The sequence below is a fragment of the Mesotoga sp. UBA5557 genome, from assembly GCF_002425715.1.
GTDB lineage: Bacteria > Thermotogota > Thermotogae > Petrotogales > Kosmotogaceae > Mesotoga.
In genome coordinates, this window is the sequence record NZ_DIMV01000055.1 from 95,674 (window position 1) to 111,736 (window position 16,063).

At 44.2% G+C, this 16,063-nt stretch carries 12 protein-coding genes; 3 read left to right on the forward strand and 9 right to left on the reverse strand.

What is annotated here, in order from left to right:
• Window positions 1–71: 71 nt before the first annotated feature.
• The 4 genes from B3157_RS07020 to B3157_RS07035 are packed head-to-tail and all read right to left on the reverse strand — an operon-like array spanning window position 72 to window position 7,886.
• Window positions 72–1,853, reverse strand: coding sequence for a M3 family oligoendopeptidase (locus tag B3157_RS07020; protein WP_292589852.1), 1,782 nt, complete (start codon window positions 1,851–1,853; stop codon window positions 72–74).
• Window positions 1,846–2,403: a hypothetical protein gene (locus B3157_RS07025; RefSeq protein WP_292589853.1), complete on the reverse strand. Its 558-nt coding sequence runs from the start codon at window positions 2,401–2,403 to the stop codon at window positions 1,846–1,848. The genes B3157_RS07020 and B3157_RS07025 overlap by 8 nt, the downstream gene beginning before the upstream one ends.
• Window positions 2,400–6,881: an MG2 domain-containing protein gene (locus B3157_RS07030; RefSeq protein WP_292589854.1), complete on the reverse strand. Its 4,482-nt coding sequence runs from the start codon at window positions 6,879–6,881 to the stop codon at window positions 2,400–2,402. The genes B3157_RS07025 and B3157_RS07030 overlap by 4 nt, the downstream gene beginning before the upstream one ends.
• Before the next feature lie 15 nt (window positions 6,882–6,896).
• Complete coding sequence (locus B3157_RS07035; RefSeq protein WP_292589855.1) at window positions 6,897–7,886, reverse strand: DUF1175 domain-containing protein; 990 nt, start codon at window positions 7,884–7,886, stop codon at window positions 6,897–6,899.
• A 182-nt stretch (window positions 7,887–8,068) separates the two neighbouring features.
• Here B3157_RS07035 and B3157_RS07040 point away from each other — a divergent pair, with 182 nt between their 5' ends.
• A complete protein-coding gene (locus tag B3157_RS07040; protein WP_292589856.1) occupies window positions 8,069–8,548 on the forward strand; it encodes a nuclear transport factor 2 family protein in 480 nt (159 codons plus the stop codon).
• Between the two features lie 115 nt (window positions 8,549–8,663).
• On the opposite strand, the gene B3157_RS07045 is transcribed toward B3157_RS07040, so the two are convergent.
• The 5 genes from B3157_RS07045 to B3157_RS07065 form a co-directional block, all read right to left on the reverse strand.
• A complete protein-coding gene (locus B3157_RS07045) occupies window positions 8,664–9,038 on the reverse strand; it encodes an FMN-binding protein (protein ID WP_214079073.1) in 375 nt (124 codons plus the stop codon).
• 145 nt (window positions 9,039–9,183) lie between these two features.
• Window positions 9,184–10,527: a chromosomal replication initiator protein DnaA gene (gene dnaA / locus B3157_RS07050; protein ID WP_292589857.1), complete on the reverse strand. Its 1,344-nt coding sequence runs from the start codon at window positions 10,525–10,527 to the stop codon at window positions 9,184–9,186.
• 194 nt (window positions 10,528–10,721) lie between these two features.
• The gene (locus B3157_RS07055; RefSeq protein WP_214060720.1) at window positions 10,722–10,901 is read right to left on the reverse strand and encodes a ferredoxin; all 180 of its coding nucleotides are present in this window, start codon (window positions 10,899–10,901) and stop codon (window positions 10,722–10,724) included.
• 31 nt (window positions 10,902–10,932) lie between these two features.
• A complete protein-coding gene (locus tag B3157_RS07060; protein WP_292589858.1) occupies window positions 10,933–11,856 on the reverse strand; it encodes a hydroxyacid dehydrogenase in 924 nt (307 codons plus the stop codon).
• Window positions 11,856–12,998: a pyridoxal-phosphate-dependent aminotransferase family protein gene (locus tag B3157_RS07065; RefSeq protein WP_214060718.1), complete on the reverse strand. Its 1,143-nt coding sequence runs from the start codon at window positions 12,996–12,998 to the stop codon at window positions 11,856–11,858. Before B3157_RS07065 ends, B3157_RS07060 begins: the two co-directional genes overlap by 1 nt.
• 343 nt (window positions 12,999–13,341) lie before the next feature.
• Here B3157_RS07065 and B3157_RS07070 point away from each other — a divergent pair, with 343 nt between their 5' ends.
• Window positions 13,342–14,274, forward strand: a complete 933-nt coding sequence (locus B3157_RS07070) for a 6-bladed beta-propeller (protein WP_292589889.1) — start codon at window positions 13,342–13,344, stop codon at window positions 14,272–14,274.
• 29 nt (window positions 14,275–14,303) lie between these two features.
• Window positions 14,304–15,290 carry a hypothetical protein gene (locus B3157_RS07075; RefSeq protein WP_292589859.1) on the forward strand — a complete coding sequence of 329 codons (987 nt, stop codon included), beginning with the start codon at window positions 14,304–14,306 and terminating at the stop codon, window positions 15,288–15,290.
• Window positions 15,291–16,063 lie beyond the last annotated feature (773 nt).

The window sequence follows — 16,063 nt, forward strand, 5'->3', positions numbered from 1 at the left end:
AAATGTGAAAGAATGCCCGAGTCCAAAATGGACACAGGAATTATACACCCTTTCTAGAGATCGGAACAGGTCTAGATCATCTTCCTCAGTGTATCAAGGAAATTCTCCTTGATAAAACTAATTCCCTTTTGCCAAAAGACAGGATCTGAGACATCTATGCCTACTTTCTGCAGAAGAGATTTGGGAGATTCCGATCCACCGCTTTCAAGTAAAGCGATATACTTTCTTCTGAAGACAGCCCCGTCCTCAAGGTATTTCCTGTACAAAGAAATTACGAGAAGCTGGGCGAAGTTGTAAGCATAACAATAGAAAGGGGTATGAAAGAAGTGAGGGATTCGAGCCCATTCGAACTCGCTTTCCGGGAGAAAATCAACGGTGTCCCCAAACATGAGTTTGAGCTCCTTGGAGTAAAGCTCGGATAGTTCTTCAAACGCCAGATACTCGCCTGACATTTTCTCGTGGGCAGAGATCTCGAACCTGGTGAACATGTTCTGCCTTGCGGTTGTTGCAAATATCTCTTCAATCCTGTTGACCAGAAAAGAGATCTTCTCCTCTCTTTCTTCAATGTTCTTCAAAAGAAAGTCCGTCATAAGCATCTCAGAAAATACAGAGGCTGTTTCGGCCATTGTAAGCGGCGTATCATAGTTAACTAGGGTCTGTTTGGACGCCAGAACGCCGTGAAGGCCGTGGCCTAGTTCGTGTGCCAGTGTCAAAACATCACTCATCTTGCCATTGTAATTGACGAGCACATACGGATGCATTCTTGGCGAGGCATACGCGCAGTAAGCTCCACTTCGCTTTCCCGGCATGATCGATCCATGAATATAATCCTCATCGAAGAATCTAGCAACTATACTTTCAATCCGGGGATCAAAGTTTCCCATAACCTCCAGGATCATCTTCTTCGCTTCCTGCCAATCAAATGTCCTGTCTGAAGTTCCAACAGGAGCATATATATCGCTGTGGAGAAGGGCTTCCCTCCCCATAATTATCGCCTTCAGTCGGTAATAGTCGTGAACAACAGAATAACCATCGGTGGTGGCGTCGATGATACAATTCACTGCCTCATCTGAGACTTCGTTCAGTTCGTTCCTCATTGAAATAGGGGAATCATATCCCCTCTTGTCTGCTTCCAAGTCCCAATCTCTGGAAAGAGAATTGTAAAGATTGGTCAGAACAATACTGTTTTCCTTCGCCTTTCTAAAGAGGCTTTCAAAGGCCTTCTTTCTAAGCTCCGAATCATGATCTCTTCTTAAAGTCTCCACTTCACTCTCTGTGAGCGTCTCTTCCGATGCACCGGTAGTAATTCTATACGTAAAACTCGATGTGAATTCATCATAGAGATTCAGAATCGCCTTCTTGCCCGTTATCTCTTTTAGAACCATAATTCTTTCTTCCGGCTCAGAAAGCATGTGCTTCCTTTGAGTTCGAATGAGATCGAGATGATGTCTGTAATCTGCTAGTTCGGTAGAATTCATAAGACTATTAAAGAAGTCCTCGGAGACTTTCGAAAGTTCGAGTTTCAGAAAGAGAAGCTTGCTTTCAAGTTGCGATTCAAGATCATCTATCTTACGTAGGAGCTTCTGAACAGCTGGTTCCTTAGAGTCTGTTGAGTGGCTCAAGAACGAGAACATCGATAATCTGAAAAAACGGTTCATAAGGTCTTCTTCTCTTTCAATAGCTATCTTCAGTTCGCTAGCCTTGACACTCTCGGTCTGAATTCTCCCTTTGAAGTCTTTAATAAGCTTATCACTCTCACTTATCAGAATTCGTATGTCTTCTTCCAGGGAGGGATCGTCCGGCGAACCGTACAATCTTGTGAGATCCCACTGAACCAGTTTCCCGTCACTCAATTCTTCGTTTACCTCCTTCTCCAAATTCTGCAATCAATTCTCCAAAAGACCTATTGCGAAGAAGCCTGGATGCTTCTACCCAACAAGTATAACTGTACGAACGATATGTCATGAAATCCATCTTCGAGTAATCAAGAGTCTTCACCTCGTCAAGAATGATTTCTTCTCGACCAACCCACTCACCCGTAATATAACAGACAATACCTTCTTCTAGCCAATAGGGAAGTTGGTAATCCCTCAGAATGAGATGGCTCATCTCATGTGCAAGCGTTCGCGGCAGGTTCTGAACTAGAGTAAGCGGCTGCACAATAATCGTGTTTCCAGTTGCTGCAGCGAGAAACCAATAACCTATGCCGGAGAGTTCAGAGAACTCTCCGGCCGAGGAAGCGATAATTAGAATATAGGTACCATTTACGGATCTTCCCGTTAGTCTTTCAAGCAAGCTTCTATAGCCTTCAAACTCTGGCATTTCCCATGAGACATACGCGCTTGTGAAACAAAAAACCGTCACTTGAAGTAGCAAAATGACAACAATAGCTAGTGCTCTCATTCAACGTTCAGCATTACCGATTCTGTGTTTGCCCGATAGTCTGCATCGTACATTGCCCATGCCTGTACAGGAGGAATAATGAATTCCCCTCTGGTGAGAATTCTCCAGCTGCTTTTCGTCACGAACTCTCCTCCGTCATTGAAGAAGAAGGCTATGCGGTCGTATCTTGCATCCTTGAAGGTGTATCCCCACCAGTAGTAGTCAAAATAGTAGAATTTTGTGTATCCGAGTGTGTCACCCTCAATGTTCTCCTCAACGGAGATTCCTGTGGAGGGCAACATATCTTCGACCACAACATAGGGAACGGTATCGGGAATCCTTATTCTCACTTCGGAGACTATCGTCTCCCCGACTCTTATCGGGCCGGGTTTACCAAGCTTAACAGCGAAAAGCTCCATCGTGGCGTCATTGTAGTAACTGTATTCAACCGACCTGACGATTATCTCGCCATTGCTAATACCGAGAACATCGCCTTCGTAGATCTTGAGACCGAGTCCAAAGTTTGAAAGCTTCAGCTCACCGTCTACTATCGCAACAACCATCCCTTCAATAGTCTTGGAGGCACTTATTTCAAGAGAACCTACTTCGTCAGCCGACAGCGTCCTGATCGAAGTAACTACGGCAGGCGAGTCTATCTGAGGTGTGGTGAGAACGTGAGTATCATCCATGGGCACGGCTACCTTTCTTCTCAGAACCCTTTCGACAATCAGACCCGCGTTTTCGGCTTTGATTTCCTCTGACCTAACTGCCGTTTCTCCGTTAATCGATACCGCTACCATTTCAGAGCTTTCAATAACAATCGTCTTTCCAGTAATCGGTATTGTTATTGAATCCTCCAACCCGCCTTCGAAGACTACATCCCCGTCTTCAAAAACCACTTCAACTTCCGCATCCTTTGAAAGCGAGCTGCTAACTGATGAAAGTGAGAGAATAGCCATAGCGGTCGATGATGTTCTATACCAATAACTGCCGTTTCCCATCTTCAGGAGTCTTTTGGAAATTTCTGCAACTGTTGCAGAAGGTACATCTAGATCTACCGCAGCTTTCAGAAGGAAAGAGAGAGTAACCGTATCGTCAAAGAAATAGTTGAAACTGCTACCCGAGATAACGTCAGATGCGCCTAGGTCGACATACTCCATGGCCTCCTCAAAAAGTGCAACCGCCTTGGCGTCCATGTTTAGAGTCTCGTATGTCAGCGCGGTCAAAACGATCGAAGCAACATCATTCTTATAATCTACGATTGAGCTTATCGGGTCTCGCAGTTTCCTGCTGAACAGTGTAATGACATACTGAAGGAAAGGATCCGGCTTGTCTCTGTTAAGACTCTTCAATGCCGAGTACCCCATCGCGATTACATCCCTATTTATATCGTAACCGTTTTCTGTGGCAAGATATAGACCTAACATCACGTAAGACGTCATGAATGGAGTGCTCTGGTCATCTTTCCACCAACCCCAACCTCCGTCGTAGTGCTGATAGCCAAAGAGGCGTTCAAGACCATCGCCAACTACAACCGAGACTTTGTCTGCAAAAGACTCATCGGCACCTGCAAGTAGTTGAGAAGCCGCCAATGCTGGAAGAAGCCTACTCATTGTCTGTTCCACACAGCCATAGGGATAATCTACCAGATACCTTATTGCTTCAAGAAGAATTGGATCAATTGTGGAAGAGATGGTAACACTACCAATTGAGTCTTCCATAAATTCAATTACTCTATTTCCTTCAAGAAAGTCAAGGTCGCCAAATCGGATATATGAGTACCTTGGCTTCAAAGGAATTTCGTATTCAACACCGTCGGAGCCGCGACTTCCTTCAACAACAAACTTAACTCTGAGACTCTCTTCCTTCTCCGAAGGCAAGAGATCTCTTAGAACCATCTGATAGCTGAAGGAAAGACTTCCGAAGGCGTCAATAGTTGCTCCCTTCTCCTCAATGACTTCATCATCAACATAGAAACCGGTGATGACAGGCATACGAGTGTCAAGATTATTCTTCACGGAAAAGACTAGATTCACTGTATCGCCAGCGATCAGAAACTCCGGAAGGAAACTGCTAACGGTCATGGGCTTCCAAGTCTCGAAACTAGACTTCTCGTAGCTGAAATCTCCCGAAAAGTCGGCCGCAAGAGTTCTGACAGTCCATGTATCGAGATCTTCCGGCACAACAAACGACAGTTCTGCAAAGCCGCTCTCATCGGTGAAAGTTCCAACAGACCAGAAGGCGCTGTCGCTGAAAAGTTTCCTGGCTCTCACGTCCGAAGTCAAGCTTTCACCATTTCCACCACGATCGCCCATCCCGAAAGGAGCACCACCAATCACCTTAGATTCGGCCGCGGGTGGTTGAGATTCCAGTAGATCTCCTAGCTTGGCTATTGACGGGTAGGCAGAATAATACAGGTCGTTTATGCTTATAGTGTTGAAACCCCTGTTGAAGGGACTGCCCAGTGATTCCTTCCACCGATCGGAATCGCCTTCAAAGAGAGAAAGCATTGCCTGAGATACTACTGAAACCGTCAGTCCTACAACGGCGGGATTCCCTTCATCATCGAGGACCTGCAGCTTCATATTGACGGTATCGCCAGGTTCATATCTATCCTGAGTAAGCACATTGATTGAAAGATCTCTTGAAGCAGTCTCAACTTCGATGACTCTTGACTGAATAATCTGATAGTTCTTATATCCAACGATAAAGAGCATGAAGTTCTCGTAACCATAGTTCTCGGGGATCTCTATTTCGATAGTGTTCTTGCCCTCCGTAGAACTGAAAGGAAACTGCTTGAATTCACCCGAAAAATCACCAATGACCCAAAGATCCATTGGAGATGATGTATAGAATGATACTCTTGCCTTGGAGCCAGGAGCAGCAGACTCAACTGAATCCACCAGAATAGACCCGTAGTAGTCATAGTACCCACTAGTATAGACTGAATATCTGTTAACCACTTCCGGTTCATTTGAAGGAGCCCCGTTGGCCTCGAAATACACAACCGTATCCGGCGGGACGTCCCTAAGATTGATCAGAATCTCTGCCCTTCCACCACTGTCAGTGGAAAGTTCTTCCCTGAAAATGTTGATCTTAAGCTTCTTCTCAACCTGTTTTCCTTCGTCCATTAGAATTACAGGTTCTTCATACCACGCCTTCATCTCAAATGCCTTGGAAACAAGTGTATCGTTGTTCAATCTTGTTTCGATTTTCACGAGTGCTTCTTTATCGGTGAATCTGTAGTCAACATTGAAGTCGAATGTTCCCTGTACTACCTTGAAGTCAACCGTACTTCGTGACTGCATACCGGTATCGTCTGAGACAGTAATAACCGCGTAGTATGAACCGCTCTCAAGCTCTTCAGAGTAGCCAATCACCGCTTTACCCAGGCCATCAAGTCTCGCAGATCCATTGTCAATATACTGACTGCCCTTGTATATCGTGTAGTCTACTTTGCCAAGCGAGACGGGATCTCCGAAGTAGTACTCGGACAAAACGTTGATTGTAACTGCCTCTCCCTTTCTGAATGCCTTTGATGCAGATTCCGCTGTTGTGAAGAACGTAGGCTTTTTGTAGTCGGCAATCTGGAAGTAATAGTAGTCCTCGTTTCCTTCCCACCGGATGATAATCCTGTAGGATCCCCTGGTGATTTCGGAGTATGTTCGGAACGTACCACTAACAGAGCCAAGGTTATCCGGGCTCAACTCTTCAGTGAAGACGCTCCTGTTTAATGGATCTACTATTTCAACTTCTACAGAATTAGTTCTAGGTATTTGATAGCCCGAAGATGTTATCTCCCTTATGAAAGCTCTGAAATTAACAACTTCACCGGCTTTGTATGCCGGTCGATCAGTGAATATCAGAGAGATGTTTCGAGACGAGAAATAGTAATCATACTCGCCCGGCCTCCACAGGATCGATCCATTGGCAGATTGAACAAGTATTGCATCTCCTGTCGTGGGAAGATAGTCAAAAACGAACACTCCATTTTCTGTCCGTCCCAATAACTCCCCGTCTATGAGTCTGTAAAGGGAGAAGCTGTCAATGAAGCTGGAATCTTCCTTTTTCCAGAGTCTCATCATCGCTCCATCTTCATAAGCAAGCAGCTGAGCTCCAACCATACGATAGCTTGTCATCAGTTTGGCACTTCCTGACTGCGACGAAACAACAATCAGTCTTAGGCCCATTAGAGCTTTCTCGGGCAAGTATATCCTTTGTTTCTCCTTTACTGTCTGCCTGAAAGCGTAGAGTGGATCGCCGGAGATTCCGACATCCCCGATGGTGATCGCCCCAGTAAGATCCTGCTCGTCCAAATCATAAATCTTGATATCGATGTAGCTATCCTTGTCGTCTGTGTATATGGTAGGTGGATAGTCCATAGAGTACAACTCTACGAAAGATGATCTGAGCTCATAACCGTACTGCTGAATTTGAAAAGCAAGTGCCGTTAACCCTGTGAATAACAGAATAATAAGAAACACCAAGATTCTTCTCATTGCCTTCACTCTCCATCACTTGCGGGGTAGAAACTTGAAGGAATATACCCCGAGATAGTTTTCGTTGTTGTATATTGGCAACCATTGATAAGGCATCGTTCGTAAATAATCATCTATTCTCCAGAGCTTCAGAACACCTGAATCACTTTCGGAAAGAGGTCCGGTATGATAGATCAACCCATCGCCAGTGTATATCATCGAGTGAAAAGTTGATGGAGAGGGGTGGTGAAAAAAGATTATATCTCCAGGTCTTGCAACGCTGAGATCCCTTCCCTTAAATACCATACTACTACGAATCAGGTTGTAAGCATCGGCAAAATAAGTGAATTCTCCGGTGTTACTGATGAAGATTCTATTCTTCAGAATTGGTATATCCGGGTAGTTGTACTTCTTAACGTCAGGTACCGCTTGCAAGTCTATTCCTGTCTTTTCGTACCAAAGCTCTTTGTCAATACCCGAATCAAGAAACCACTGTTCATCATGCCTTTTGAGAGCCTCTCTAGCTGCGAATCTTATTAGCCCGCTGCAATCCCTCTCTTGAGAGCTCCACCTGCTGGAAAACTCAATAACCTGATAAGCTGAAATATTCACAAACCAAGTTCTGAAGTTCTCTGTATCTTCCAAATCAAGCACTAGATTGTCAGGGAAGCCATCTGAATTGATATCGATGAAATCCTCGAACTCTAGAGAGACAGTCTTACGTGCTTTGAATAGTCCTTGAAACGAAATAACAACTACCGCGTCGCTATCGTCAGCAACGAAAGAGTATTGAGTATACCCTCGATCGGCTGACAAGCTTTCCAGGGTTGCTCCTCTCACGTATGTTAAGGAAGGCCTTCCGAAAAGCGAATCAGGAACCTTAACTGTGAAAGCGTCGCCACGTCTAATACCGTTTCTATCAACTACTATCCGTTCAAAACTACCTCTAAAACTCAAATATGTCGCAGATAGGAAAGTAGTTATCAAGAGAGCCAGAACGAAATACACAAGACTGATTCTTTTCAATGCAATCCCCCTCTGTAAACCATCATACTCCTTCAATGATAGGACTTTGGATAGAGGTTTTTGTTCGGGAAAAGCAGATAGTTAAGATCCTCCTCTTTGTAGGTTCACTTATTCTTTTGAAAGATTCTTGGATAAGCAAATCTGTTATTATTAAGAGAAGAAGATGAGCGGGGGGTGACGATATGATAAGGAGAAGAGCCTTTTTTGCTACAGTGGTGATGATTATCTCTATGATTCTCACTTCTGGTTGCGTTGGATATATACTGGCAAGACCCGACAGCTTGGTTGCGAGGCTGGAGCGCGAGATCAACAGGGGCAGGGAAGACAGAATTCTTGAGCTCTACGCAGAAGAGATTTGGATCGCCACTTCGGGAAGTCCATTAGGAAGAACGCTTCCAAAAGACACCGTTGCCTCCTTCTATGCGGACTTCTTCGAACTCTACGATGGCATTAGTTACACTGTTGAAGTAGATAGAGTTGAAAGAGACTCCCGAGAAGCAACAATGACTGTGTCCTTCACTCTCGACTATTCATCTGGGGAAGAGAAGTATTCAAAGAGCGGCGAGAGTATGATCTTCTTGACGGGAATTGATAGTCAATGGAAGATTTCCGGAGAATTCAACAATCCGATTATCAGTTTATTTGAGCCTGCTAGCATGTAATTGCAATAATATGAAGTGGTATTCATATTCTTTACAAAACACGTAAGACGATGCAGCGCACTATATCGGCTTTTTGCTTTGGAATCTATCTGTTCTGTTCTTCATGAACGGTGATCTAATCTTCGATTCCGCCTATTGCCGCCTTTACCGCTGCAACAATTGACTCACTTGTCGCTGTGGCTCCGGTAATCACATCTACATCGAGACTCTGAGCTTCAATAATTCTTTCGGTTAAGGCTTCTGCACTTCTAGCATACCTGTCTGAACGATTCTGAACAATTCTTATCTCAATTATCCTCCCATCCAGTATTTCAACCTCAAGTCCAACGTAACCTTCTCGTCCAACATACACTCCATCTTCCAGATTGCCAAATGGTTGTAAATTGATCTGTGGAATCTTCTCAGGCCTATTGACTTGCCAGTTGAATACTACTCCGATTATCACCATAGCGAGAGCCAAGAAAATCGAAACGCTAATCGTGTATTTCATCGATACCTCCCATCCATAAAAAGCTTGTTAAGAAATTATCCCTCGCATCACAACCCGAGAGATTTCCTGAATGAAATATTCGGATTACTTTTATCGGCTATTTTCCGAAAATCACGTAACTCATTTCTGATTCAGGTCCAAGAGGTCAAACGGCAGCGGAATTCGAAGAGAGCATCCCGATAATGTCATCAAACAAGAGCTTTGTGGCACCCTTACCCATCATGACGCTTTTATCAATCTTCTTCAGAGAGTGAATCACTGTTGAGTGCTGCTTACCGGTTTCCCTTGCTATCTCCGTTACTTGTTTGCCGAAGTGGTTTTTCAGAATGTACATTGTCAGCTGTCTGGCAAGAACTATATCTTTACTTCGACTTCCCGATTCAATCTCCTTTCTGGTAACTTTCATAATCTTCTCAATAGCAGCATAGATCTGGTCTATCGGTCTCTGAGATACAGGAACATTCACTGATCCCGTAAAAGACTGAAGTATTTGAGTTGCCAGAGAAAGGTCTATCTGTGATCTGAAAACACTGCTGTGAACTATCAACTTTATGATTGCGCCTCTAAGTCTTCTTAAGTTTCCGTCGATATTGTCGGCCAAAACTTTCGCCACATCGTCCGGAAGTGAAACGGACTCTCTCTGAGCAAGCTGTTTAGCAATATGAAATCTCGTAGAAGGCTGGGGTTCCTGGATCGACATAAGCATGCCCATCTGGAATCTTGATTTGAGTCTGCTATGGAAAGTATCAAGCTCCTCAGGATTTCTATCAGAGCATATTATCAACTGCTTTCCCGAATCGTGAAGCTCATTAAATGAATGAAAGAACTCGTTTTGAACTCCTTTCTTCCCAATTAGAAACTGGATATCGTCGATCAACAGAATGTCGGATTTCTTTCTGTAGTGGTCTCTGAATTTTTGAATGTTGTTTTCTTTAATAGACTGGATCATGTCGTTCATAAACTGCTCGCTTGTTATGTATAGCACCTTCTTGTCGGGAAAACTGTTCATCGTCTCTTGAGCGATTGCCTGCAGGAGATGTGTCTTACCCAGCCCAACATCTCCGTATACGAAGAAGGGATTATATTTGCCCGGATTCTGGGCAACATCAAGCGCAACTTGGTAGAGCGCCTTATTCTCGCTCCCGACAACGAAATTGCTGAATGTGTATTCCGGGTTTAGGTTGGAAATCATCAGCGGCTTTCTTTTCAACAGAGAACCGGAAACTCTTGAATCGCTTTGCTCCTCCGAGTGGGTCTCTTTGCTTTTGTAGATTATTTCGAAAGGCATTTTCTTTCCAAGGATACTTGATATTGAATCGGAAATGACTCCTCCGTATTTTGTCTGGAGCCAATCCTTTATGAATAGATTGGCAACAGAGAAAACCACTTTCTCATCTTCGACTTCTTTCAATTCAAATGTGGAGAACCAGTTGTCCCACGTTTTCTTTGAGACCTTCTTCTTAAGAGTGCTTATTATAGAATTAGACACAACGACCTCCACGGATGATAGCTGTAACCCTGAAGCGAACCGCATAATAGGAAATAACGAATAATATGTAGCTCCGAAGCAATTACTACTATACCAGACTTAACACGCAGAAAAAATAGACAAATTTTGTGTTCCACTATAGAAAGGGGCAGACCATTTGTCTGCCCCTACATGTGATTGTTAAGAATTGGAAACTATTCTACTTTTATTGACTGAACTGGACAAGAATCAGCGGCATCCTGAGCACAAGCCGCTTCTGTCTCCGGAACAATCACCTCTGCCTTTCCATCATCATTCATTCTGAAGACTTCGGGACATATTCCTTCGCACACGCCACATCCAATACAAGTATCTTTGTCTACGTATACTTTCACACTCACACCTCCACCAGAAAAATCATGTGCATTATATCATGATCTTGCATTCTTCTACGATTATCTTGGCCATCTCCAGGCCAACTCTCTTCTGACCCTCCGATGTACTTGCTCCTACATGAGGAACGCAGATTACGTTCCCCAGTCCGATAAGTTTCCTTCTCAACTCGTCGGACGGCGGCTCTACCTCAAAAACATCAAGGGCTGCTCCAGAAACCTTACCTGAAACCAATCCGTTGTAGAGTGCCTGTTCATCTATGGTCCCGCCTCGGCTTGCATTGATAATAATAACGCCGTCCTTCATCAGGGAGATCTCTTTTTCGCCAATTATGTGTTTCGTTTCGGGAGTGAGGGGTATGTGGAGCGATATTATATCCGATCTCTCAATAAGTGAGTCAACGGTGTCCATCAGATCGACTTCCAAATCGGTTTCCTTAACAAAAGGATCGTACGCACAGACGTTCATTCCAAATGCCAATGCTCTCTTTGCTACTTCCCTGCCTATTGCTCCAAACCCGATCAATCCTATAGTCTTGCCAAAGATCTCGGTACCCTTGAGCTCCTTCTTCTCCCACTTTCCTTCCTTAATTCCGTAAGTACCTCTTGGAATATGTCTGACCAGTCCAAGAAGCAATCCGAAAGTCAGCTCAGCCACCGATATCGCGTTCGCGCCAGGCGTATTTCTAACAAGGATATTGTGTTTCTTTGCCGCCTCGACATCTACATTGTCCAACCCAACTCCGGCTCTTGCGATTAGCTTGAGTTTCTTCCCTGCCTCGATTATCTCTGATGTGACTTTCGTCGCACTCCTGACAACGAGCACTTCAACCTCAGGCATTATCTCAAGCAAATGATCTCTATCGAGATGCTCTGCAGATATCTGGAAGAGATTGCTTTCTTCGAGTATCTTCATAGCGGTTTTGTCCAGAGGATCGTTAGCATGCAGTCTGAGCATCACGCACCCTCCTTTTCGAATACTTCCATAGCGACTTTCGCTCCGGTCCCGTACTCGACATTGAAGCCGAGTCTTCGCAAGACTTTCTCAAGAGCCGTTAGGGCAATTACTACGTCATAGTCGGACATGTAGCCGAGGTGTGCAATTCTGAAGATGTTACCTTTCATCGTGCCCTGTCCTCCTGCGATTGTTACGCCATATTCGTCTCTCATAATAGAGACGATTTTGCCGCCGTCGACTCCTTCAGGTACTTTGACAGAAGTGAGGACGTTTCCCGGTCTCTTGGAAAAAAGCTCCAGCCCCATTGCTTTTATGGCTTCTCTTGTTGCCTTTCCCATCAGTTCGTGTCGTGCCCACACATTCTCCATGCCTTCGTCAAGGAGCATTTTTACTGCAAGGCTCTGCTGATAGATCAAATTAACTGCGGGCGTCCATGGAAGAGGGTCTTTGAGATATTTCTTCAGATTAAAATAGTAGCTTGTGGATTTCGTGTTCTTAGCCTTTTCAACGGCTTCTTTGCTGAATGATATGAAGGCCAGTCCAGGAGGCAGCATGAAACCCTTCTGGGAACCGGAGACAACGATATCCAGTCCCCACTCATCCGTTAGCAAGGGCTCTGCAACAAGACCGCTTATACCATCAACCGCAATCAGCTTGCCGGCCTTCTTCACAACTTTGCTGATACCTTCGATATCCATTACAGTGCCTGTGGATGTCTCACTAAGAGTTGTCAGAACTGCAACCGCATCCGGGTTGGCATTGAGGGATTCTTCAACCATTTCCGGAGTGTAGAAATCTCCATACTCCCTCTCCAACAAGACAACATCTGCACCAAAAGTCTTTGCTAGCTCAAGCCATCTTTCGCCAAACTTTCCAACACTGCAAACTATAACTTTCTCGCCGGGATTTACAATATTCGTGACGGCCATTTCCATGGCACCTGTTCCTGAAGAAGCTAGAATGAATAGATCATTCTCCGTCTTGAAGACATTCTTAGTGCCGCTTACCGCATCTTCAAAGATTTTTTTGAACTGTGGAGTTCTGTGATGAATAGTATCCCTAGCACCTTCAAGTAGTACATCGATAGGAACCGGTGTCGGTCCGGGAGCAAGTAGGTAATTCTTCTTAATCATCTTTGCCAATTGAGGCACCTCCAATTTAATTTGGTTTTTGGTGTTCATTCTATGTTAGGGTATGTACTTGCTAAATTGAATCACCATCGATTATGAGAAATAATCAGCGACATCTCATCTATAGTTTAGAACACGTAGCTTTATGTGGCAACGCCCGGTAACCTCAAACAAGGACAATGATTGTTGGTAGAAGCATCACATCACGTTTATACTTGGTTTTGCGCCTTCCTCGTTCCTTCATTTTCATTTGCGGCCGAAGACCCGGAATCACCCGATACGAGTGTATGAAATCGTTCTGTTTTGAGCATCAGGGATGATAAGATCAGACAGGCAAAATGAGATGCCAAAAGGGGTGGATTTTTTGAAGTGGTTTGCCATTCTTACAATTCTAATTATTTCTTCTATTTCGTTGCTAGGTTTGTCCGTGACTTTCGAAAAGTCATGGGGGTCTCAAGGGAACAAGGACGGACAGTTCAGTGACCCTCAGGGGCTTGCCTCAGACGGGAAAGATTTCATTTACGTAGCCGACACACTTAATCATAGAATTCAGGTTTTCGACAGCACCGGAAAGCACCAAATGTCCTTCGGAAGGTTTGGCAGCGAGCGAGGTGAATTCCTTTTCCCGCATGATGTTGTCGTAGATTCAAAAGGCAGTATATACGTCGCTGATTCCCAGAATGGCAGAGTTCAGAAGTTCGATAACGAGAACAAGTTTGTGAAGTCTTGGGGAAGTAAAGGTGCAGAACCCGGTCAGTTTGACGGACCTATGTATATTGCAATCGATGGCGCAGACACAATATATGTAGGCGATGCTTTCAATCAAAGAGTTCAGGTTTTCGACGGGGAAGGAACTCTTCTGCTGACAGTAGGCGCAAAGGTAAACATGTTCGAGGCAATGAACCCCGGCAATCTCGCCTCAATATCGGGGTTGAGCGTTGACAGCAATGGAAACATCTACGTATCGGACGACATAATGAGAAGAATCCAGAAGTTTGATTCCCAAGGGAACTACATTTCGAACTGGGCCTCAACCTATGAAGGCAACTGGGGCCAGCCTGGAGAGTCTGTGGTAGATCGTTTTGGAAATCTGTTCTTTATAAACAAAATGACAAGTATGATACTAGTTCTTGATCCGGACGGGAACTTCCTCTTTGAGTGGGGAGGTGTAGGAACTACAAGTGGTTTATTTACGAAGCCTTTCAATATATGTGTCGACGGTAAAGACAATGTGTTTGTACTGGAGCAATTAGGAAATAGGATTCAAAGATTCAAGATCAATTACTAATCAAGGTATAGGACAAAGGAGGTTGGTTTATGAAGAAATTTTCTGTTTTGCTGATTTTGATAGTCCTTATCGCCAGCTCCGCTTTCTCCCAGCGGTTATTGCCACAAGACAGTGCGAAGTTCATCAGTATTGTAACTGACGGAACTTTCAATAATTTCCCCGATGTGCCCATAGGCGAAGCCTTTGACTCATTCTTCGAGATGTCAAGATGGAAGCATTTGAAGGAAGGAACGCAAAACATTGTTGAGTTCAACGGCAGCTTCGCGGATGAATATAGGGGAAGTTCAACGGTTCTGATGCGATTCTCGGTTGTAGAAGAGGACTCTACCTTCACATTGAGCTATTGGGAGATCAATGGAGTTCCTCAGGATAATAGCGGCCAGTACGCTTTTTTGGAGAGGATCTTTCTTCCCGATAGGGCTGCTGTAGCAATCTCCATAGTAAGAGACGGTTTCTTCTTCGAATTCCCCGACAGGGTAATAGGAGAGTCTTTCAGCAGCTTTTTCGCCGATAGTTACTGGGATTACTTCCTTACTTCCGACAATCTAGACGTTGTAGAGTTCTCGGGCTTCTTCTACAGCAACGACGAGCTTGTTGAAGCTCTCTTCCAGTTCATAGTAAACGTCGATGAACGGACCTTCGAGATCGCTTACCTCGGAGTTGACGATGTTACTCAGGACGATACGTTGATTAATACGTTGTTGAACTCAATCTTTGCATCGAAAATCACGGACGTCAAGAACTCATATTTCGACGTGTACTACAACTGGATGACGCTAGGGGAAGCCTTTGACAGTTTCTTCTACGATCCATACTGGGACTACTTTCTATCAACAGATGATCTCGATATTGTAGAGTTCTATGGAACCTTCGACCTTGGAGGGATTCCAGCAGAAGTGTACTGCCAATTCGAAGTATATGACGATGGCAGCTACGATCTGTATTACTGGGAGATAGATGGATACCATGAAAGCATAAATACCTTCTACCTGCTTCTTGAATTGATTTACTACTGAATCTTGTAGAGAGGGCCCATCAGGGCCCTCTTCTTTTCCGCTTTCAAACTGAACAGATCTACGAAATAATCGGCATGAAATCGACAAAACTCTATTTCAAGGTTTTTGTTGAGCAGTGGAACCGAAAGATAAATGCGTCACGATTTTCAAGGGGCTTTGCTAGCGGGTAGTTTTAGGTCACCCTTCAATAAAGGAGGGATGTTATAGAAGGTTACTTGGAGGTTCTCATTCTTCACGAGATGAACAATACCGTTAGGGAAGTCATAGAATGATAGTGCAGGAAAGACCAAGCGGTTACTAGGAGCTCCAAGAAGTCCCCAAGAACACAGAATGTCAGAACATTGATTCACGGGTTTCAAGCAGAACATAATGTTAACGAGCGAAAATCCTTTCAAATTCTCCCTAGTGTTTATTACGAAAACTCTTCTAGCAAAGCGACAATTGGAAAATGCAATCACCTACAAAGCTTTGGAATGCAGATGCTAATGCATTGAGGGAGTTCTAGCATACGTTTTGGAACTAGAGATGCTCAACTACTCTAGGGAAGAAAGGAGAGATCACTTGGTTCAATTCGTATTTCCTCTTTGTTCTTGAAGGGATTCGGTCAAAGCAGTGATATCGAATCTCGATTATTCAATGAACAGCATAATTAAATCTACGTGGAACTCCACGATCTGTTTGCTGATTAGGTGATGCTATTCGCTCCGTCCAAGTTGAGAATCTAAGGAAACTCTAAGGAATGGATAGTAATATCTTGTGTACTGCTTGAATGA